The 19,851-nt window shown below is 71.9% G+C and carries 19 protein-coding genes and 3 pseudogenes; 7 read left to right on the top strand and 15 right to left on the bottom strand.

The features are described 5' to 3' along the window. From ADK55_RS24565 to ADK55_RS24535, 7 genes and pseudogenes are all read right to left on the bottom strand, one after another. Positions 1 to 644: pseudogene (locus ADK55_RS24565) on the bottom strand (hypothetical protein); the annotation flags it as partial. A 237-nt stretch (positions 645 to 881) separates the two neighbouring features. Then, a complete protein-coding gene (cbiE, locus tag ADK55_RS24560; RefSeq protein ID WP_053681949.1) occupies positions 882 to 2,096 on the bottom strand; it encodes a precorrin-6y C5,15-methyltransferase (decarboxylating) subunit CbiE in 1,215 nt (404 codons plus the stop codon). Positions 2,097 to 2,157: 61 nt separating this feature from the next. Continuing rightward, complete coding sequence (locus ADK55_RS24555; RefSeq protein ID WP_053681948.1) at positions 2,158 to 2,838, bottom strand: GNAT family N-acetyltransferase; 681 nt, start codon at positions 2,836 to 2,838, stop codon at positions 2,158 to 2,160. A gap of 177 nt (positions 2,839 to 3,015) precedes the next feature. Continuing rightward, a complete protein-coding gene (locus ADK55_RS24550; RefSeq protein WP_053681947.1) occupies positions 3,016 to 3,879 on the bottom strand; it encodes a MetQ/NlpA family ABC transporter substrate-binding protein in 864 nt (287 codons plus the stop codon). 109 nt (positions 3,880 to 3,988) lie between these two features. Further along, entirely contained in the window at positions 3,989 to 4,657 is a 669-nt protein-coding gene (locus tag ADK55_RS24545) for a methionine ABC transporter permease (protein ID WP_053681946.1), read from the bottom strand. Then, a complete protein-coding gene (locus ADK55_RS24540; RefSeq protein WP_053681945.1) occupies positions 4,654 to 5,721 on the bottom strand; it encodes a methionine ABC transporter ATP-binding protein in 1,068 nt (355 codons plus the stop codon). The genes ADK55_RS24545 and ADK55_RS24540 overlap by 4 nt, the downstream gene beginning before the upstream one ends. A 382-nt stretch (positions 5,722 to 6,103) precedes the next feature. Further along, positions 6,104 to 6,349: pseudogene (locus tag ADK55_RS24535) on the bottom strand (HAD-IA family hydrolase); the annotation flags it as partial. A gap of 132 nt (positions 6,350 to 6,481) precedes the next feature. On the opposite strand from ADK55_RS24535, the gene ADK55_RS24530 reads away from it, so the two are divergent. Together ADK55_RS24530 and ADK55_RS24525 are read left to right on the top strand one after the other, a co-directional pair. Then, a complete protein-coding gene (locus ADK55_RS24530; RefSeq protein ID WP_053681944.1) occupies positions 6,482 to 6,850 on the top strand; it encodes a hypothetical protein in 369 nt (122 codons plus the stop codon). Position 6,851: 1 nt separating this feature from the next. Then, the gene (locus ADK55_RS24525; protein WP_053681943.1) at positions 6,852 to 7,283 is read left to right on the top strand and encodes a hypothetical protein; all 432 of its coding nucleotides are present in this window, start codon (positions 6,852 to 6,854) and stop codon (positions 7,281 to 7,283) included. A gap of 79 nt (positions 7,284 to 7,362) precedes the next feature. Here the strand turns inward: ADK55_RS24525 and ADK55_RS24520 are convergent, their stop codons facing one another. The 3 genes from ADK55_RS24520 to ADK55_RS24510 all read right to left on the bottom strand — a co-directional run bounded on the left by ADK55_RS24520 (position 7,363) and on the right by ADK55_RS24510 (position 9,711). Continuing rightward, positions 7,363 to 7,869, bottom strand: coding sequence for a GNAT family N-acetyltransferase (locus ADK55_RS24520; RefSeq protein ID WP_053681942.1), 507 nt, complete (start codon positions 7,867 to 7,869; stop codon positions 7,363 to 7,365). Positions 7,870 to 7,906: 37 nt separating this feature from the next. Then, positions 7,907 to 8,428: a sigma-70 family RNA polymerase sigma factor gene (locus ADK55_RS36755; protein ID WP_078999346.1), complete on the bottom strand. Its 522-nt coding sequence runs from the start codon at positions 8,426 to 8,428 to the stop codon at positions 7,907 to 7,909. Positions 8,429 to 8,550: 122 nt separating this feature from the next. Next, a complete protein-coding gene (locus ADK55_RS24510; RefSeq protein WP_053681957.1) occupies positions 8,551 to 9,711 on the bottom strand; it encodes a glycerophosphodiester phosphodiesterase in 1,161 nt (386 codons plus the stop codon). Between the two features lie 309 nt (positions 9,712 to 10,020). Between ADK55_RS24510 and ADK55_RS24505 the strand changes: the two genes are divergently transcribed. Next, a complete protein-coding gene (locus ADK55_RS24505) occupies positions 10,021 to 10,650 on the top strand; it encodes a lysophospholipid acyltransferase family protein (RefSeq protein ID WP_053681956.1) in 630 nt (209 codons plus the stop codon). 17 nt (positions 10,651 to 10,667) lie between these two features. On the opposite strand, the gene ADK55_RS24500 is transcribed toward ADK55_RS24505, so the two are convergent. The 3 genes from ADK55_RS24500 to ADK55_RS24490 all read right to left on the bottom strand — a co-directional run bounded on the left by ADK55_RS24500 (position 10,668) and on the right by ADK55_RS24490 (position 14,326). Further along, positions 10,668 to 12,152, bottom strand: coding sequence for a hypothetical protein (locus tag ADK55_RS24500; protein ID WP_053681940.1), 1,485 nt, complete (start codon positions 12,150 to 12,152; stop codon positions 10,668 to 10,670). Positions 12,153 to 12,233: 81 nt separating this feature from the next. Next, positions 12,234 to 13,778 carry an MFS transporter gene (locus ADK55_RS24495; protein ID WP_053681939.1) on the bottom strand — a complete coding sequence of 515 codons (1,545 nt, stop codon included), beginning with the start codon at positions 13,776 to 13,778 and terminating at the stop codon, positions 12,234 to 12,236. Further along, the gene (locus ADK55_RS24490) at positions 13,775 to 14,326 is read right to left on the bottom strand and encodes a TetR/AcrR family transcriptional regulator (protein ID WP_053681938.1); all 552 of its coding nucleotides are present in this window, start codon (positions 14,324 to 14,326) and stop codon (positions 13,775 to 13,777) included. The genes ADK55_RS24495 and ADK55_RS24490 overlap by 4 nt, the downstream gene beginning before the upstream one ends. Before the next feature lie 103 nt (positions 14,327 to 14,429). Here ADK55_RS24490 and ADK55_RS24485 point away from each other — a divergent pair, with 103 nt between their 5' ends. After that, complete coding sequence (locus ADK55_RS24485; protein WP_053681937.1) at positions 14,430 to 14,951, top strand: HAD domain-containing protein; 522 nt, start codon at positions 14,430 to 14,432, stop codon at positions 14,949 to 14,951. A 152-nt stretch (positions 14,952 to 15,103) separates the two neighbouring features. Here ADK55_RS24485 and argH read toward each other — a convergent pair whose 3' ends face one another. Both argH and ADK55_RS24475 read right to left on the bottom strand, forming a co-directional pair. After that, the gene (gene argH, locus ADK55_RS24480; RefSeq protein WP_053681936.1) at positions 15,104 to 16,534 is read right to left on the bottom strand and encodes an argininosuccinate lyase; all 1,431 of its coding nucleotides are present in this window, start codon (positions 16,532 to 16,534) and stop codon (positions 15,104 to 15,106) included. Between the two features lie 103 nt (positions 16,535 to 16,637). Further along, a pseudogene (locus tag ADK55_RS24475) lies at positions 16,638 to 16,847 on the bottom strand (argininosuccinate synthase); the annotation flags it as partial. Between the two features lie 142 nt (positions 16,848 to 16,989). Between ADK55_RS24475 and ADK55_RS24470 the strand changes: the two are divergent. From ADK55_RS24470 to ADK55_RS24460, 3 genes are read left to right on the top strand one after another with little or no spacing between them, the layout of a single operon-like run. Beyond that, on the top strand, positions 16,990 to 18,378 hold the full coding sequence (locus tag ADK55_RS24470; protein ID WP_053681934.1) for a HEAT repeat domain-containing protein: 1,389 nt from the start codon (positions 16,990 to 16,992) through the stop codon (positions 18,376 to 18,378). A gap of 42 nt (positions 18,379 to 18,420) precedes the next feature. Further along, entirely contained in the window at positions 18,421 to 19,002 is a 582-nt protein-coding gene (locus ADK55_RS24465) for a pyridoxamine 5'-phosphate oxidase family protein (RefSeq protein WP_053681933.1), read from the top strand. A gap of 3 nt (positions 19,003 to 19,005) precedes the next feature. Continuing rightward, complete coding sequence (locus ADK55_RS24460) at positions 19,006 to 19,701, top strand: L,D-transpeptidase family protein (RefSeq protein ID WP_107089294.1); 696 nt, start codon at positions 19,006 to 19,008, stop codon at positions 19,699 to 19,701. The last annotated feature ends 150 nt before the right edge of the window (positions 19,702 to 19,851 follow it).

Here is a 19,851-nt window from a genome sequence, read left to right as displayed (position 1 = left end):
GCCTCCACCACCACGGGCGGGGGCTCGACCGCGACGACCGGTTCGGGGGCGGGCTCGGGCTGCGGGGCGGGGGCCGGGGCGGCCTCCGCGGGGGCCGGGGGGACGGGCGGCGCGGCCGGCGACGGGATCAGGAGGCCGCCGAGGTCGAGCGACCCGGAGTCCCGGCCTCCCGCCTCGTGGGCACCGGCGCTGTAGAAGGGCTCGGGCTGTCCGGCGTCGGGGAAGCCCGGGTGCGCGGGCTCGGCGTAGGCGGGCGCGACGGCCGCCTCGGGGTGAACGGGCGCGGGCTCGGTGTGGACGGGCGCCGCCGGCTCGGGGAACCGGGGTGCGGCGGCCGGGTCGGCGTATGCCGGGGCCGCGGACTGCTGCGCGTACTGCTCGTACGCGGGGGCCTCGTCGTACGCGGGGGCCGGCTCGATCGGGAAGGCCGGCGGCGGGACCAGCTGCGGATCGCTCCACGCGCCCTGGCCGCTCGGCATCAGCAGCAGTTCCTCGTCCTCCGGCTCGGCCGGATTGTCCACGAGGTCCTGGAAGGCGTAGCCCGCCGGGATCTGCGGCGGGACCGGGGCGGGGATGCTCTGCTGATCCACCATGCCCGCGTTGTCCGGGTGGCCCTCGCCCGGAACCTGGCCGGTGTCAGTCATGCGTACCCCTCGCCCATCGGTGTTGCCTCTTCGATCGCCCGACGCCCACGTGACCAACGAGCGGGGCCGCCGTGCGTCGCGTTCGTGTCTCGCCCGTACGCACGACAACCACTGAGCATTGTCGCGCTCGCCGGCCGCCGTGTCGGCCAGAAATCACCGCGGTCCGTTGTGGACTGCGCCACGTCGCGCGGTCCGCGGGCGGTACAGCCGATCGGTCAGCCTACCCCGGGCCCTTCCTCAGGTCCTGTCCGGGCGGTTCGCCGGGCGTTCGGCGGCCAGCAGGAAGACGACGGAGCGCTGCCGTTCGCTCCAGGAGCGGGTGTCGAGGCCGACGGACTGGAGCAGCGCGCACTCGACGGCGTACCCGTGTTCGGTGAGGGTGCGGCCGATGGCCTCGGCCTCGTCGCGGGTCGAGGCGTGGCTGACGATCCGCTCGGGGCGCCGGTCCGCGACGGCGGCGACGACCTCGGCTCCGCCTCCGCCGACCCGCACGACGTCGGGTTCGGGCAGGTCTTCGAGGACGTGGGGCGCACGGCCGTTCACGATCTGGAGCTGTGTGCCCCGGCCGCGGGCGGCGGTGACGAGGCGGGCGCAGGCGTGCGGGTCCGCGTCGACGGCGATGACGGCGGCTCCGAACGCGGCGGCGTCCAGGGCGAGGGTGCCGGAGCCGGTGCCGATGTCCCAGACGAGGTCGCCGGGGCGCGGGCCGAGTCGGGCGAGCTGGGCGGCCCGCAGCAGGGCGGACTCGCCCTCGCCGGTGTCGGCCTGCGGTCGGGCCCACCCCCGGTCGCCTCCGGCGGCATGGCCGAGCAGCCAGCCGGGTTCGGCCGCGACGCCGCCGGCCTGGGCTGCGCCGCCGATGACGATGACGACGTTGGGGTCGCGCCAGGTGTGGTCGGCGACCCGGTCGGAGGTGAGGACGGTGACGCGTTCCCGTTCGGTGCCGAGTTCCTCGCAGATGACGAAGGTCCGGTGGACTCCGCCGAGCAGCAGGGCCAGTTCGGCGGGGCCCGCTCCGGGTGAGGTGAGGACGGCGACCTTGCCGTGGGCGCGGCAGACGTTGACGGCGCGGCGCAGGGTGCGGGGGTGGGCCACGACGACCTGGGCGTCGTCCCAGGGCATTCCGGCGCGGGCGAAGGCGGCGGCCACGGCCGAGACGGCGGGGACCACCTCGACTTCGAGGCCGTGTTCGGGGTCGCGCAGGGTGCGTACGACTCCGAAGAAGCCGGGGTCGCCGTCGGCCAGGACCACGGCGGTGCCGCGGTGGCCGGCGATCCGGCGGGCGGCGAGGCCGAGGCTGCCGAGGCGGATGCGTTCCGCGCCCGGGGGGACCTCGGGGAGCGCGAGGTGGTGGGCCGCGCCGGCCACGAGGGTGGCGGCGGAGAGCGCGGACCGGGCGGCCGCGGTCAAGGGCGAACCGTCCCAGCCGATCACCGTGACCCGGTCGGCCATCGTCGTCAGTCTCCTGGGATGCGTCGGGGGGCGGGCACGGTGAGACTACCTGGTCATCGGGTCAGCTCCAGTCGGCCCCGACGGGGTATCCGCTCGCGTCGGCGCGCCGCCCGAACGCGTACTGGTCCCCGTGGCCGGGGTAGCCGTCGTAGCCCTCGCCGTCGTCGAGGTCCTCGGGGACCAGGCCCCAGACGATGAGGTCGCTGCGGGTCCCGGTCCAGCCTCCGGCGCCGGTCTGGGTGCGCACTATGCAGGCGTTGCGCAGGACGCCCTCGCTGATGCAGCCGATCTTCTGGGCGACCTGCTGGGAGGCGGCGTTGTCGGCGGCGGTGCGCAGTTCGAGGCGTTCGAACCCCCGGTCGCGGAAGAGCCATTGGGCGACGGCGAGCACGGATTCGCTCGCGTAGCCCTCGCCCCGGGCCCAGGGGGCGGTGACGTAGCCGACCTCGGTGGTGAGGGTCCGCCAGTCGGTGTTCATCAGGCGGACGAAGCCGACGAGGCGGTGGGTGAGGAATTCGGTGACGGCCAGGACGATCCCGCGGCCCTCGGTGCGTTCGGCGTGGGACTCGCGGGTGGCCCAACGGTGTGCGTCGGCATGGGTGTAGGGGTGCGGAGCGCTGGTCCAGGCGGTGACGTGCTCGTCGTTCATCATCTCGGCGAGCGCGGTGACGTCCTCCACCTCGAAGGGGCGCAGCACCAGCCGGTCCGTGCTGATGGTGACGTCCGGGAAGGTGGTAGTCATGCGCAGCTCCATGCCTGAGACCGTGGTGCGACCGTGTTGCGGGACCGTTTGTGCGGGTCGTAGGCCACAGCATGCAGCATCGGCCGCGGGTTGTGCAGGACCGGGTTGCCCGGAAGCGGGCAGCGCGCGGCCCCGCACGCCGGCGGGGGGCGTGCGGGGCCGAAGTACCGCTGTGGGTCAGGCCTTCGGGGCGCCGAAGGCGGAGACGACCGAGCCCTGGTACTTGTCCTCGATGAACTTCTTGACCTCGTCGGAGTTCAGGAGCTTGGCGAGCTTCTGGACGCGCGGGTCGTTCTGGTTCCCGTCCTTGACGGCGAGGAAGTTGGCGTACGGGTTGCCCTCGGCCTTCTCCAGGACCAGCGCGTCCTTGGCGGGCGCCAGGTTGGCCTCGATGGCGTAGTTGCCGTTGATGATGGCGGCGTCCACGTCGTTCAGGGCGCGCGGGACCGTGGCGGCCTCCAGCTCCTTGAACTCCAGGCCCTTCTTGTCGGTGATGTCGGACAGCTTGGCGCTGGTGCCGACACCCTCCTTGAGGGTGATCAGGTTGTTGGTGGCGAGCAGTTGGAGCGCGCGGCCCTCGTTGGTGGTGTCGTTGGGGACGGCGATCGTCTGGCCGGGCTTGATGTCACCGATGGCCTTGATCTTCTTGGAGTAGAGGCCGAGGGGCTCCAGGTGCACGTTCACGACGGGCACGATGTGCGTGCCGTTCTTCTTGTTGAAGTCGTCGAGGTACGGCTTGTGCTGGAAGTAGTTGCCGTCGACCTGGCCCTGCTCGGTGGCGGTGTTGGGCAGGACGTAGTCCGTGAACTCCTTCACCTCCAGCTTGAGGCCGTCCTTGGCCGCCAGCTTGTCCTTGACGAAGTTCAGGATGTCGGCGTGCGGGCTCGGGGACGCGGCGATGACCAGCGCCTTGCTCTCGTCCGCCTTGCCGCCGTCGGTCTTGGCGGAGGACGGGTCCGAGGAGGTGCCGCAGGCGGTGAGGCCGAGGGCGAGCGCGGCGGACGCGGCGGCGAAAGCGGTGAGCTTGATGTTCTTACGCACGAAGAGTGCCTTTCATTGCTTGCAAGGGCGCGGATCGCGCGCGGTTCTTGCGGGGTGGTGGCCCAAGCACGACAAGTGCGGGCGCTCTGGGGGTGGGGGGTCTGGGGGGTCAGGCCGTGCGGCCGCGGCGGGCGAGGACGCGTACGACGCCGTCGCCGATCAGCTGGATCACGGTGACGAGGGCGATCAGGACCACGACGGTGGCGACCATGAAGCCGGTCTCGAACCGCTGGAAGCCGTACGTGATGGCCTTGGAGCCGAGTCCCTCGCCGCCGACGGCGCCCGCCATGGCGGAGTAGCCGACGAGGGTGATCACGGTGGTGGTGACGCCGGCGATCAGGGAGGGCAGGGCCTGGGGCAGCAGGACTTTGCCGACCAGGGTCGGTACGCCGCCGCCCATGGACTCGACGGCCTCGACGAGGCCGTGGTCCACCTCGCGGACGGCCGTCTCGACGAGCCGCGCGAAGAAGGGGATGGCGCCGATGGCGAGCGGGACGATCATGGCGGTGGGGCCGATGAAGGTGCCGACGACAGCCGTGGTGACCGGGATCAGGAAGATCAGCAGGATGATGAACGGCAGCGAGCGGCCGATGTTCACGATCACGCCGAGGACCTTGTTGAGCGGCTGGTTCCGCAGCAGGCCGCCCTTGTCGGTGAGGACGAGGAGGATGCCGATGGGCAGGCCGCCGACGACGGTCACCAGGGTGGACCACAGGACCATGTAGAGGGTGTCGTACGTGCCCTGGGTGAGCAGGGGCTGCATCTCGGACCAGGTCACTTGGCACCTTCCTTGACCAGTGCGTCGGTGATCGTGTTCACCGCGGTCTGTACGTCCTCGACCTCGTCGACCACGTCGATCTGGAGGCCCTGCTCCCGGAGGAAGCCCACGGGGACCACGTTGTCCTCGTAGCGGCCGGGCAGCTCGATCCGCATGCGGCCGATCTGCTTCCCGCCGACGGTGTCCATCGCGGCACCGAGGATCGATATGTCGATGTTGTAGGTCCGCGAGAGCTGGGAGATGACCGGGCGGGTCGCCGCCTCGCCGTGGAAGGTGACGTCGACGACCGTGCGGTCGGGGCCGGTGGCGGCGCCGCTGACCGGGAACAGTTCGGTGGCCAGCTCGGAGCCGGGGGTGGCCAGCAGTTCCGAGACGGTGCCGGACTCGATGACCCGGCCGTTCTTCATCAGCGCGGCGGAGTCGCAGACGGCCTTGACCACGTCCATCTCGTGGGTGATCAGGAGGACGGTCAGGCCGAGCTGCCGGTTGAGGTCGCGCAGCAGTTGCAGGATCGAGCGGGTGGTCTCGGGGTCCAAGGCGCTGGTGGCCTCGTCGGAGAGCAGCACCTTGGGGTCGCCGGCCAGGGCGCGGGCGATGCCGACGCGCTGCTTCTGGCCGCCGGAGAGCTGGGCGGGGTAGGCCTTGGCCTTGTCGGCGAGGCCCACGAGGTCGAGGAGTTCGACGGCCTTGCGCGAGCGCTCGCGGCCGGAGATCCCGAGGATCTCCAGGGGCAGCTCGATGTTGGCCTGCACGGTGCGCGAGGACAGCAGGTTGAAGTGCTGGAACACCATGCCGATGCGGCTGCGGGCCTCGCGGAGCTCCTTGCCGGCTCGCCGGCCGCGGCCGGCGAGGGCGGTGAGGTCCACGCCGTCGACGGTGACGGTGCCGGTGGTGGGGCGCTCCAGCAGGTTCACGCAGCGGATGAGGGAGGACTTGCCGGCGCCGCTCTGGCCGATGACTCCGTAGACCTCGCCCTCGCGGACGTGGAGATCGACGCCGTCCAGGGCGGTGACCTCGCGGTCACGGGACTTGTAGACCTTCGTGAGGCCCGATGTGGTGATCACAGGAATTCCGTCGCTGTCGAGTGCACGGCGGTGCGGTGTGCCGGGCACGGGGCAAACATCAGGGGACGCGACACGGGACGAACCATCACGAATCGGCGATGGCGGCGCGTGCGCGGGGCAGGAGCGTTCCGGGTGTCACACGGTGGTGCCGGACGGGGCTCGGCCGGTCTCGCTTCGGGGCGCGAGACTGCTGGGAGGGGCCCTCAGAAGGCGCGCATTCGACACATACAACGAGCACCGGGCGTCGTGGTCGCCTCGGTCGCAAGGGTGCGGCTGCTCGTCGTGGTCATGGGCCCAGTAAAGCAGACCTGTCACCTGACCGATCAATGCCGTCCGGATAGCGGACGAATATCGACCACATTCCGGACAGCGGCGATCAGTCTCAGCCGTCGGTCCGGATCGTCATACCGGCGTCCGTGACCTGCGCGGACACGGCCGAGAGGTCCCGCACGACCACGTCCGCGACGAGCTCCGCGGCGGTGTGCGTTGTGGTCAAGACCACGGTCCGCATGCCGGCCGCCCGACCGGCGGCCAGGCCGGCGGGCGCGTCCTCGAAGACCACGCAGCGGGCCGGATCCCCGCGCCGGGCGGCGGCGAGCAGGAAGGGTTCCGGCCGAGTCCTCCGCCTCCAGGTCCTCGACCCGCGTGAGGCCGGCGCCCGCGGGGGTGTCGTGCGCGTCCGAGGGCTTCATGCCCTCCAGGAAAGCCCGCGCCGAGGGGTGAGCGCATCGGGTCTTTCGGCCCGTAATACCCTCGCTGCATGCTCGACGCCCTGACGGTCGCCATCGGTGTGGCCGCACTCGCCCTCGCCGCCTGGTGCGGTCACGCCGCACTGCGGGACCAGCCGACCAAGGACTGGCACTTCATCGGCATGGCCGTGGTGACCGTGCTGGTCCTGGCCCAGCTGGTGATCGGCCTGGTGCGGCTGGGTCGGGGCGAGAAGGCCGACGAGGGCACGGTGATCTTCGTGGCCTACCTGCTGGGCGCCTTCGCGGCGGTCCCGGCCGCGGGGATGCTCTCGCTCACCGAGCGGACCAAGTGGGGTTCGGTGACGGTGGCCGCGGGCGCGGTCGTCCTGGCCGTGCTCGAAGTACGCCTCTACGACATCTGGGGAACCGCCGGTGCCTGACATGCCCGACACCGATTCCGCCGCGGCCCCGCCGGCCGGGGCGCGCGAGCGGCTGGTCTCCGGACCGGGGCTGCTGCTGGTCTGGCTGTACGGGGTGATCACGGTCGGCGCGGTCTCGCGTTCGGCCTACCAGATCTCCACCGAGTTCGACCGGGCCCCGCTGCCGTACGCCCTGTCGGGTGTGGCCGCGCTGGTCTACGCCTTCATCACGTACTCACTGGTGCGGGGCGGGGAGACGGCCCGCAAGGCGGCGCGGATCTGCTGCGCCGCCGAGCTGACCGGCGTACTCGTCGTGGGCACCTGGACGCTGGTGGAACCCGACGCCTTCCCGGACGCGACCGTGTGGTCGGACTTCGGCAGGGGCTATCTGTTCATCCCGGTGATCCTGCCGATCACCGGAATGCTATGGCTGCGCCGGCGCCGACAGGGTTGAGGACACCCCGCGGGGGCGGGCCGGCGGTGACGGTCGACCGACCCGAAGTGAGGGGCGGCCGACCGGCGGTGGCGGGAGGTCAGGCGCTGACGGCGAAGTCCGAGGCGTCCTTCGCCTCCTTCTCCAGGATCACCAGGTGCACGCCGTCGGAGGCGGTGCGGTCGCCGACCCGGGTGTAGCCCGCCTTGCGGTACAGCCGCAGGTTGGCCTCGCTCTTGTGGCCGGTGTGCAGCCGGAAGCGGCTGGTCTCGCCATCGCCCGTGAGCGCCGCCTCGACCGCGCGCAGCAGTCGGGCGCCGAGGCCGTGGCCCTGGAGTCGGGGGTGGACGCAGAGCTTGGCGATCCGGCCCGTGCCGTCCTCGTCCACGTTGCCGCGGACGGTGCCGACGACCTCGTCGCCGAGGCGGGCGACCAGCACGGTGTCCGTCTCCAGCTCCGCCTTGAGGGAGTCGAGCGACTGGGTGAGCGGTTGGATGAGGTAGTTGCCGTACAGCTCGGCCTCGCTCTGGAACGCCAGGTACTGGAGCTTGAAGATCTGCTCCGCATCCTCGGCGGCCGCCGCCGAAATGGTCACACTCATGCCCATGTGCGCATGCCTCCCGCTCACCTGGTGGCCTGTTGGTCTACCGCTCCCTTCCCCGCAGGTCAGGAGCCGCAACCTCTGCAGCCAGCATTCTGCGCAGACATCCCAGGCAACGGGAACGTACGGGTCCCAAACTTCCTTGTGAGATACCCAACTCTCCTGCGATTTCACGGTAGGTGAGATCCCTGGGCGAAAGAAGTGCCCCTATGAGTTCCGGACAACGTCCGGGCAATCGGGCGACAGCCGATCGGAGGACGCGGTTGACCTCCCCGTGCAGGGCGGCGTCCTCCGGTTCGGCGCCGGCGCTGCCGGGGCGGGCCCCGTAGGGGACTTCGCGCCGTGCCCGGCGGCGCGCCCCGCGCGCCTCGGCGCGCACCGCCCGGCGCAACCAGCTCGCGCGGTCGGCCGGCTCCGGGGCGGGTCCGCCCTCCAGCAGCCTGACCCAGACGGCTTGTTCCAGGTCGGCCGCGTCCACTCCGGCGGCCGGGGCCTCCGCGGCCGCCTCGGCGGAGAGCAGCGGTCCCAGTTCGTTCAGGAGGTCGGCGTCCTTCAGCAGGTCCATGCCGGGCGGGACGCGGGGGTCCCGCCCGGTGGTTTCCGCGCCGGACCCGGAACACTCGTACGAGAAACTCCGCGCGCCCGTTGACGCGTTCGGCCGGCGTTCCTCCCGGGGGCGGGCCCGCGCTACCGGCGTGCGCCGCGGCCCGGGCGGAAGTCCTCGGCCGCGAGCAGCCCGGTGTCCGGGTTGTCGGTGAAGATCCCGTCGATGCCCAGTTCGAAGTACGCGCGGAAGGCGCCGAAGGCGTCGCCGTAGTCGGCCGGGTCGGCGCCCTTGCGGTATTCGGTCGACAGGAAGCTGTTCTCGTTCCGCGCGGTGTAGGGGTGGAGCACCAGTCCGCGGGCGTGGGCGTCGCGCACCAGCGTGGTGGGGGTGCCGAGCCTGCCGTCCGCGGTGCGCGGGACGATCAGGTCGAGGGTCGGGCCGATCCCCTGGGCGAAGCCGGCGATCCACTTCAGCCCGTCGGGCGTGACCAGGTCGGCGACGGTGCGCGGGTCCCCGGCGGTCTCGAAGTCCCAGGGGCGGGTGTTGGCGGCCGAGAGCAGCACCACGCGGGGCGCCGAGACCAGCCGGGCGAGCCGTTGGATGCTGGACGGCTCGAACGACTGGAGGAAGAGGGGCGCGTCGCGGCCGTCGCGGCCGTACCGGCGCAGCAGCCGGGCGAGCGGCTCCTCCAGGCCGAGGCCCAGCCCCCGGAAGTAGGTGGGGTGTTTGGTCTCGACGTGCAGCCAGATCCGCCTGCCGCGCCGTTCGCCCTCGCGGTCCGCCCAGCGCAGCACCTCCTCGAAGGTGGGCACGGCCCACCGGCCGTCGTAGAGGGTGTTGCGCCGGCGGACGGCGGGGATGCGTTCCTTGGCTCGCAGCGTCTTCAGTTCGGCGAGGGTGAAGTCCTCGGTGAACCAGCCCGTGACGGAGACCCCGTCGACGGACTTGGTGACGCGGCGGGAGGCGAACGCGGGGTGGTCGGCGACGTCGGTGGTGCCGCCGATCTCGTTCTCGTGGCGGCACACGAGGTGGCCGTCCTTGGTGGGGACGAGGTCCTGCTCGATGACGTCGGCGCCCAGGTCGAGGGCGAGCCGGTACGAGCCGAGGGTGTGCTCGGGCCGGTAGCCCGAGGCGCCCCGGTGGCCGATCACCGTCGGGACGGGGAGGTCCCGGTAGCCGCCGCGCCCCGTGCCCGCGGTCGCCGCCGCGGCGGTCGGCGCGGAGAGGCCGACGAGTCCGCCTCCCGCCGCCAGGACCGCCGCTCCCAGTACCGCGCGCCGCGCCGTCCCACCCTGCGTCATGACCGCCACTCCCCGTTCGGACAAGGGCCGGTGGTTCCGGGACCTCGGTTGGCCCGGTGTCAGACGGCCCGAATCGGCGTGCCGATGGTAGGCAGCGGTCGATGGCCCGGAGGGGCCGCCTGGCCGAATTTGGCGCGAACGCGCGTCAACACTGCGTATCCGACACGTGAACCCGATGTGCGATCAGTGATGACCCGCGAGTATCGTCCTCACCTGCACTACCACTGTGTGGTGCGAAACCCGCGTTTCGATGCCGGAGGGCTCACGTTGTTCCGTACCGCGCTCATCAAGGCCACCGTCGGACCCGTCATGCGGCTGATGTTCCGCACCAAGGTGGAGGGCATCGAGAACATTCCGGGCAGCGGTGCGGTGATCCTGGCGGGCAACCACCTCACCTTCATCGACTCGATGATCCTGCCCCTGGTGTGCGACCGGACGGTGCACTTCATCGGCAAGGACGAGTACGTGACGGGCAAGGGCCTCAAGGGGCGCGTGATGGCCTGGTTCTTCACCGGCTCCGGCATGATCCCGGTGGACCGCGACGGTGCCAACGGCGGGGTCGCAGCCCTGATGACCGGTCGCCGGATCCTCGAAGAGGGCAAGATCTTCGGCATCTACCCCGAGGGCACCCGCTCCCCCGACGGCCGGCTCTACCGCGGTCGCACCGGCATCGCCCGTCTGACCCTGATGACGGGCGCGCCCGTGGTCCCGTTCGCGATGATCGGCACCGACAAGCTCCAGCCCGGCGGCAAGGGCATGCCCCGCCCGGGGCGGGTCACCCTGCGCTTCGGCGAGCCGATGGAGTTCTCCCGGTACGAGGGCATGGACCGCGACCGCTACGTGCTGCGCGCCGTCACCGACTCGGTGATGGCCGAGGTCATGCGCCTGTCCGGCCAGGAGTACGTCGACATGTACGCCACCAAGGCGAAGGCCGCCTGATCGGTGCCGCGCCGCCGCTACTGGCGGCGCAGTGACCGGCTGACGCCCGCCGCGGTGGTCGTGGCGAGGATCCAGCCGGTCACGATCAGCAGGTACGACAGCCACTGGTACCGGCCTCGTGGCGCGAAGGCGCCCTCCTGCCCGAATCCGATGATCGGCAGCATCAGGTCGATCGTGTAGAACACCGCGTTGAACTGCGGGGACTCGTCCGCCTTCAGGGCGGGCGGTGGCTCCAGACCGTATGCGATCCACCCCGTGAGCAGCAGGGCCGTCAGCCAGCCCGCCGCCCGCATCGGCCGGTACCCGTAGCCGACGGTGACGTCCTGGAGCAGTCCCCAGAGCCGTGCGTGCCGTGGCTGGGTGCGTCGGTGTCGGCGGAGTTTGGCGAGTTGGACGGTCCGGGCCGCGAGTTCGTCGCCGACCGTGCGGTAGGCCGCGCAGAGCTGCTCGTAGGCGTACGGGAGGTACCCGGACTCCTCGCGTTCCAGGGCGGGCAGCCGTTGCTCGGCGGGCAGGTGCGGGGCGAGGGTGCGGTAGGTCAGGCCGTCGACGCGGATCCGCTCCGGCCAGGTGTCGGGCTCGATGTGGAGCAGGTCGAAGGTGGAGCGGCGCAGGTTGACCTCGCCCTGGAGCCTCGGGCAGGACCGCAGCCAGACCTCGCCGATCACGCAGCTCGACGCGCGCAGGGCGACGCCGCCGGGGTTGACGAACCGGGCGTGGGCGAAATTGAGCTGTCCGGGGATGCGGGCTCCGGAGAGGTTGACCCGGCCCCGGGCCTCCATCCGCATGGCCCGCAGGTCGGTTCCGACGGTGAGGTTCTCGGCGTGCAGGGCGGTGCCGCCGGGGGCGAACAGGCGGGCGCCGTCGAGGTTGACCTGGCCGCCGACGACGGCGCCGTTGACGCGGGTCCGGCCGTGGACGGTGAGGTCCATGGCGATGACGTCGGTGCCGATCTGGGCGTGGTTGATCTGGAGCAGCGGTTCCTCGTCCGGGTCCTGTCCGTCGGACGCGTCCGGGTCGCCGAGGACCGCCCGCCGGATGAAGAGGCCGCCGGATATGCGGGCGCCCTGGAGGCGGACGGGCCCGGTGATCCGACAGCAGGACAGTCGCAGTGCGATGTCGACGCTCACGGTGGCGCCGGTCAGGCCGGGCAGTGTCGAGTCGGACAGGACGAGGGCGCGCAGTTGGGCCCCGTGGACGAGGGGCTTGCGTTCGAACCAGCAGCCCCGCAGGCGGATCCCGTACGGCACGATCGCGTACTTGAGGTCCAGCTTGCCGGTGATCCGGGCGCCCCTGACGTTGAGACCCGGCACCTGGCCGGTGGCCGGGGCCCCGCTCAGCACCAGGGCGGTGATCACCTCGGCGCGCAGGGTCCGCTCGGGCCCCCAGGAGTCGCCCTCCGAGGAGTCCTCGTCGGGCGACGGCCTGAAGTCGACGCCTTCGCCGCGCGGGAAGGCGTCCCATACGCGGCGCTCGGCCGGCGTCAGCTCGTTGATCTCCATCGCCGGGATGGTGTCCCGCCTGTCGACGGACTGTCAACCGCGTGCGGGAAACCGCTCCTTGAGGAGATCAGGGCACCGCGGTCAGTGCTCGATCCCGTCCTGGAGCTTCTGCCCCTTGAGCAGGAACCAGGCGGCCACGGCGGTGGCCAGCAGGACGGCCGCGCCGACGCCGGAGGCGAGTCGCAGCCCGTCCACGAAGGCGACCTGCGCCGCGTCGACCATCGTCCGGGCGGTCTCCGGGTCCAGCGACTTGGCCGCTTCGACGGCGCCGCCGAGCGATTCGTGCGCCGCGTCGGCGACCGGGCCGGAGACCGACGCGGGGGCGGTGAAGCTCTGGTAAACGCCGGTGACGATGGAGCCGAGCAGGGCGATGCCGAGGGCGGCGCCGAGTTCGTACGCGGTCTCGGAGACGGCCGAGGCGGAACCGGCCTGCTCCTTGGGGACGCTGGAGAGGATGACGTCGGCGGTGACCGTGAAGGAGAAGCCGGCGCCGAGGCCGACGACGAGCAGGGCCGCGCCGAGCAGTGGGTAGCCGGTCTCCTTGTGGATCACGGTCAGGACGGCGAGGGCCGCGCCGATGGCGGCGAGACCACCGCTGACCAGCACCCGTACCGAGTACTTGCGGGCGTACCGGCCGGCGAGCAGGCCCGTGGCCACCGCGCCGATCGCGGCGGGCAGCTCCGCCAGGCCCGCCTCCAGCGGCTCGCGCCCCTGGACGAGCTGGAGGAACTGGGACAGGAAGAAGACCAGGCCGGACAGTCCGAAGACGGTGAGCAGGTCGGCGAGGACCGCGCCGGAGAAGCCGCGGTGCTTGAACAGCCGCATGTCGAGCAGCGGCGCGGTCAGCGTGAACTGGCGGCGCACGAAGGCGTAGAGCGTGCCGATACCGAGGGCGGCGACGCCGGCGGCCTCCCACGAGGGCCCGTGGGTGGCGGCTTCCTTGACGGCGTAGACGACGGCGATGATGCCGACGAGGGAGAGGCCGACGCTGATCAGGTCCCAGGGCCCGGCGACCGGGTTCTTGGACTCGGGAAGCAGCTTGATGCCGACGATGACCAGGACGATCATCACGGGGAGGTTGATGAGGAAGACCGAGCCCCACCAGAAGTGCTGGAGCAGCGCTCCGCCGACGACGGGGCCGACGGCCGCGCCGGCCGAGGCGGTGGCGCCCCAGATGCCGATGGCGAGGCTGCGCTCCCGGGGGTCGTGGAAGATGTTGCGGATCAGCGCGAGGGTGGACGGCATCAGGGTGGCGCCGGCCACGCCGAGGAGCGCGCGGGCCACGATCATCATCTCGGGGCTGCTCGCGTAGGCGTTGAGCACGGAGACGGCGCCGAAGGCCGTGGCTCCGATGAGCAGCAGCTTCTTGCGGCCGATGCGGTCGCCGAGGGAGCCCATGGAGACGAGCAGGCCGGCGATGACGAAGGAGTAGATGTCGCCGATCCACAGCAGTTGGGTGCCGGACGGCTTGAGGTCCTCGCTGAGGGCGGGGGTGGCGAGGCCGAGTACGGTGGCGTCGACCGCGACCAGCAGCACGGCCAGGACGAGCACGGAGAGCGCCGGCCAGCGTCCTCGGCTCTGTCCCTCCGTCCCGGTCCGCCTGCTCAGCTCTTCGGTACGACTCATTTCTCCACGCTCCGTCGTGCGCCACCGAGCAGCAGCTCGATGATCATGTACTGAAAGTCCTTGGCCGCGACCCGGCCGTCCATGACGGCCCAGGCGCAGGTGCCGACCAGCCCGTACAGGGCCTCGGTGAGCCACGCGGGGCTCAGGTCGATCCTGATGTGTCCCTCTTCCTGGCCGCGCCGGAAGAGGGCGCTCACGCGGGCGTCGAGCCGGGCCCAGCCCTCGTTGACCTCGTCGCCCTCGAACAGCTGGTTCTCGGTGACGAGGAAGGCCAGCAGCTGGGCGTTGGGCTCCACCTCGGCGACGAGCCGTGTGAGCGCGTCGACGGCCGTGTCCTCGTCGAGGCGGGCGCTGTCGAACGCCACCTCGAACTCGCGGATCCCCAGTTCCTCCAGGGCCCGTACGAGGGCGTCGCGCCCGGCGAAGTGCCGGTGGAGGGTCGCGCGGCCGATTCCGGCGGCGCGGGCGACCTCGTCCATCGTCGCGGTCGATTTGCGGGAGAGCAGGGCCGCCGCGTCGCGGAGCACCTGGTCACGATCCATGGCCATGAGACAACCATAACCCGAATGAGACAACTTTGTCTCATCGAGTGATCATCGAGTGATCCGAAAATGGGCTGCCCCCCAGGGCGGCGAAAGGAATCCTGTCGAGATGAACCCGAGACACCGGCCCCTGCTGCTGATCGACGTCGACGGCCCGCTGAACCCGTACGCGGCCAAGGCGCAGAGCCGCCCCGAGGGCTACGGCACCCACCGCATGCGCCCCACCGGCTGGGCCGAGGCCGAGAGCCGCAAGCCCCTGCGGGTCTGGCTGAACCCCGACCACGGCACCGAGCTGCTCGCCCTGGCGGAGTCCTACGAGCTGGTCTGGGCGACGACCTGGAAGGGCGAGGCCAACGACTGGATAGGCCCCCGCCTGGGACTCCCCCGGCTGCCGTACATCGACTGGCCGCGGATGCACGGCCGGGCGCCGCGCGGCACCTTCTGGAAGACGCAATACATCCTGGAGTACGCCGGGGAGCGTCCCTTCGCGTGGATCGACGACGACATCACCGCGATGGACCGGGAGTACGTGGACCTGCGCCATCCGGCGCGCACCCTGCTGATGCGCATCGACGAGCGGATCGGGCTGACCCCGGCCGACTTCGACGCGCTGGCGCACTGGGCCGCGTAGGACGCCCGGGCGGCCGGGCGCCCGGCGGACCGTGCGGCATGGCACGCCGAAGGGGGCGGCCGGAGCGGGTGCTCCGGCCGCCCCCTTCGGGTCACGCGGCCACCACTGTCGTACGCGGCCACCGCTGTCGTGCGGCCACCGCTGTCGTGCGGCTACTGCTTGTGGATCGCCCAGGCGTGCTGGATGACCAGGTCGGCCTTGAGCTCGGTGAGCTGGGTGGCCACCGCCGAGGGGGCGGTGCCGCCGCGGCCGTTGCGGGAGGCCAGGGCCCCGGCGACGTTCAGGACGGTGCGGACCTCGGGGGTGAGGTGCTCCGAGATCTTCGCGAACTGCTCGTCGGTGAGCTCGTCGAGCTCGATGTCGAGCGCCTCGCACTCCTTGACGCACTCGCCGGCCACCTCGTGCGCCACCCGGAACGGCACGCCCTGCTTGACCAGCCACTCCGCGATGTCGGTGGCGAGGGAGAAGCCCGCCGGAGCCAGCTCCTCCATCCGCTCCCGGTTGATCGTGAGGGTGGCCATCATGCCGGTGAAGGCGGGGAGCAGGACTTCGAGGGTGTCGCAGGAGTCGAAGACGGGCTCCTTGTCCTCCTGGAGGTCCCGGTTGTAGGCGAGCGGGAGGGCCTTCAGGGTGGCGAGCAGGCCGGTCAGGTTGCCGATGAGCCGACCCGACTTGCCCCGCGCCAGCTCCGCGATGTCCGGGTTCTTCTTCTGCGGCATGATCGACGAGCCGGTGGAGAAGGCGTCGTGCAGGGTCACGAAGGAGAACTCCTTCGTGTTCCAGATGATGATCTCCTCCGCGATCCGGGACAGGTTGATCCCGATCATCGCGGTGATGAAGGCGAACTCGGCGACGAAGTCCCGGGAGGCGGTGCCGTCGATCGAGTTGCCGACCGAGCCGCGCTCGAAGCCCAGGTCGGCGGCGACCGCCTCCGGGTCCAGGCCCAGCGAGGAACCCGCGAGGGCGCCCGAGCCGTACGGGGAGACCGCGGTCCGGGTGTCCCACTGGCGCAGCCGCTCGGCGTCCCGGGACAGGGACTGCACGTGGGCCAGCACGTGGTGGGCGAAGAGCACCGGCTGCGCGTGCTGGAGGTGGGTCCGGCCCGGCATGGCCACGTCGGCGTGCGTCTCGGCGAGGCCGACCAGCGCGTCCTGGAGGTCCGCGATCAGGCCGCCGACGATCCGGGCGTGGTCGCGCAGGTACATCCGGAAGAGGGTGGCCACCTGGTCGTTGCGGGACCGCCCGGCGCGCAGCTTGCCGCCGAGGTCGGCGCCGAGCCGCTCCAGGAGACCCCGCTCCAGGGCGGTGTGGACGTCCTCGTCGGCGACGGTGCCGACGAAGGAGCCGTCGGCCACGTCGGCCTCCAGCCGGTCCAGACCGTCGGTCATCCGATCCAGTTCCTCGGCGGTCAGAAGACCCGCCTTGCGCAGGACACGGGCGTGGGCCCGGGAACCGGCGATGTCGTACGGCGCGAGGCGCCAGTCGAAGTGGACCGACGCGGACAGTTTCGCGAGGGCCTCGGCGGGGCCGTCGGCGAACCGGCCGCCCCAGAGCCGGACGTCACCACCGTTGTTGCTGCTCACAGCTACTGCTCCTCAGACTGCATACTCGGATGTGCGCGGGCTCCCCGCCGCGGAGGTGTCGGGGAGTCCGACGTCGTACTGCGCAACGACCCAACGACTGGACTCAGGCGAGGTCGCGGCGTGCGGCGATCTTCGACGACAGGCCGAGGATCTCGATGAAACCCTGGGCCTTGGACTGGTCGAAGGTGTCGCCCGAGTCGTAGGTGGCCAGGTTGAAGTCGTAGAGCGACACGTCCGACCTGCGCCCCGTGACGACGGCGCGGCCGCCGTGCGGGGTCACGCGGATGTCGCCGGTCACGTACCGGTTGGCCTCGAACAGGCATAACTATGCACTGCTCCGTATGTTTCGTCAATCGACCGTGCCCCCTCCGCTCTGGCCTGCGGTTATTCAATGGCCCGCGCCGCATGAACGTCCGTAGCATCGGCGCATCGAGCCCAAGGAAGGCGGCGCCGACGTGAGCGCACACCGGGAAGAGCACCTCCGGACGGGGCCGAACGCGGCCCGCCCGGGAGCGGACGTCCGACGGGAACTCGCGGACGCCGGGCCCACGGCGTGGATCGCGTTCGACCAGGAGGTCCGCAGCCGACTGCGGTACGGCCGGGACGACTCGGCCGGGCCCCGGGAAGGCCTCCACGCGACACTGCTGTGCCACCCCGACGGGCGGATCCGAGAGGCCGCGCTCGACCGGGCCGAGCGGTGGCCCGAGCTCGTCGCGATCCGGTGCGCCGATTGGGCGCCGGCGGTACGGGACCGGGCCCGCCAGGTGCTCGGCGCGCTCCTGCGCACCCACCCCGAGCGCGCCGCGCGCACCCTCACCCCGCTCGTACTGCGGTTGTCCGCCCGCGAACAGGGCGGCTGGGCCCTGGCCCGACTGGAGGAGGTGCTGCGCGACGACGAACCCGTCCTGGCCGCGCTCCGGGCGGACACGGACCTCCCCACCCGGCGATACGCCGCCCGGCTCACCCTGGAGAGCGGGCGGTTCGACGCCCGCGCCCTGGCCCGCCTCGCCGCGACCGACCCCGACCCCGTCACCGCCCGACTGTGGGCCGACGCGGCCACCCGGCTGATGGCCACCGACGGGCCCGACGACGAGGCCGTCGACCTGCTGCTCGGCGCGCGGTCACCGATGGTCCGGGCCACCGGGGTCACCGCACTGCGCGGAGCCGGTCGGACCGAGGAGGCGGTGCGCCACCTGGCGGACCGCTCCGGCCTGGTGCGGGCCTGCGCGCGATGGCTCGTCGGTCAGGGCGGCGGCGACCCCTTCCCGCACTACCGCGAGCTGGTGACGGACCCCGGGCGGGTCACCGCGTACGCCGTGGCGGGCTTCGCCGAGTGCGCGCGCCGCAGCGACGGCCCGCGGCTGCACGCCCTGCTCACCCACCCCGACGGACGGGTGCGCGCCGCGGCCGTCGCCGGGCTGCGGCTCCTGGACGACAACACCGACATCACGGCGCTGACCGCCCTGTTGGAGGACCCCTGGCCGGCCGTGGTGCGCGAGGCCTCCCTCAGCCTGCTCCCGTTCTCGGGGCGCCTGGACGCCGACCGGCTGATCGCGCGGCTCGCCGCGGACCGCCCCCGGCACCTGCGCCGGGCCGCCTTCCGGCTGCTGCGGGCACGGCGCGGCATCACGGAACTGCGGGCCTGTGTCGCCATGGTCGCGGACGACGACCCCCGCCTGCGGGCGACGGCCCGTGCCACCGTACGGGGGTGGAAGTGGCAGCTCAGTCTCCACACGGACGACACGGACCGGCCGGAACTCGCGGAGCTGTTGCGGCGCTCGGCGGGGCTGTTCGACGCGTACGAAATGGGGGTGCGGCGCTCGCGCCTGGGTCTCACGAGGTGAAACGTGCGGCGGTCGCCCGTCACGGCAGGAGATGATCAGGTCATGGGAAAGCTCTATGAACAGATCGACGGCCGCCTGCGGAAGTTCATCGAGGAACAGCCGGTCTTCTTCACCGCGACCGCCCCGCTCGCCGGGGACGGTCACGTCAACCTCTCCCCCAAGGGCCGCGCCGGGACCCTCGTCGTCATCGACGAGCAGACCCTCGCATACCTCGACTTCGGCGGGAGCGGCGCCGAGACCATCGCCCACGTCCGCGAGAACGGTCGCATCACGCTGATGTGGTGCGCGTTCTCCGGTCCGCCGAACATCGTGCGCATCCACGGCGAGGGCGAGGCGGTCTTCCGTGACGATCCGCGCTGGGGCGAGCTCATCGCCCTGTTCGGGGAGGCCGACGGGCCCTCGGCGCGGGCGATCGTCGTGGTCCACGCCCGCCGGATCGCGGACGTGTGCGGTTACGCCGTCCCCCTCATGGACTACCAGGGCGAGCGCAGCCTGCACGCGGAGTACTTCGGCCGCAAGACGGACGAGGAGTTCGCCGAGTACTGCGAGAAGAAGGACCACATCGGAACGAGTCTCGACGGCCTGCCTGCACTGCCTCTGCCCCTCCCTGCCCGTACCGTCTGACGGGTGCTGCGTACCGCTCTCCTCGCCGGCTCACTGTTCGTCACCGGCCTGCTGTGGCCCGGCCCCACGCCCCTGCCCGCGCGCCTCGCCGACACCGGGGGCGGCAGTCAGCTGATCGTCGCCGTCGCCCCCTCCGCCGGATCCACGACGGGCCGGCTCACCTGGTGGGACCGGCGCGCGGGCCGCTGGTACGAGGCGGGCAGCGCACCCGCGCGGTTCGGGGCGAACGGCCTGGCCGAAGGCACCACCCGGGTCCAGGGCACCAGCACCACCCCGGCGGGCCTGTACGGACTGCCGTACGCGTTCGGCATCGCGGCCCCGCCCGCGGGCACGGAGTACCGCACCCGGTACCGGCGGGTGACCGAGCGTTCCTGGTGGTGCCAGGACAACGCGTCGAGCAGCTACAACCGCTGGGTGGAGCCGCTGCCCGCCGACTGCGCGCCGGGCGAGGCCGAGCACCTGGTCACGTACCGGCAGCAGTACGCGTACGCGCTGGTGATGGACTTCAACTACGACAGGCCGGTGCGCGGCCGGGGCGCGGGCATCTTCCTGCACGTCGACGGCAAGGGCGCGACGGCGGGCTGCGTGTCCGTGCCGGAGCGGTCGATGCGCGCGATCCTGCGCTGGGCGGACCCCGGGCGCCGGCCGCACATCGCGGTCGGCACGCAGGACGGCCCGCTCGCCGTGACGCGGTACTAAGGGCCGTCCCGGCGCGGGCCCGGCCGGCGGCGGCCCGGTGCCACCACCGCACGCCGATGGCCCCGTACAGGAGGCAGGCCAGGACGGTCAGCGAGGCGGGCAGGGCGAAAGAGTGCACCTTCCGAGGCCAGGGGCGAACAGGCGTTCGCA

The sequence above is a fragment of the Streptomyces sp. WM4235 genome (assembly GCF_001279725.1).
Taxonomy (GTDB): domain Bacteria; phylum Actinomycetota; class Actinomycetes; order Streptomycetales; family Streptomycetaceae; genus Streptomyces.
Note: the sequence above shows the minus strand (reverse complement) of the source record. Positions and strands in the feature narration are given on the sequence as shown.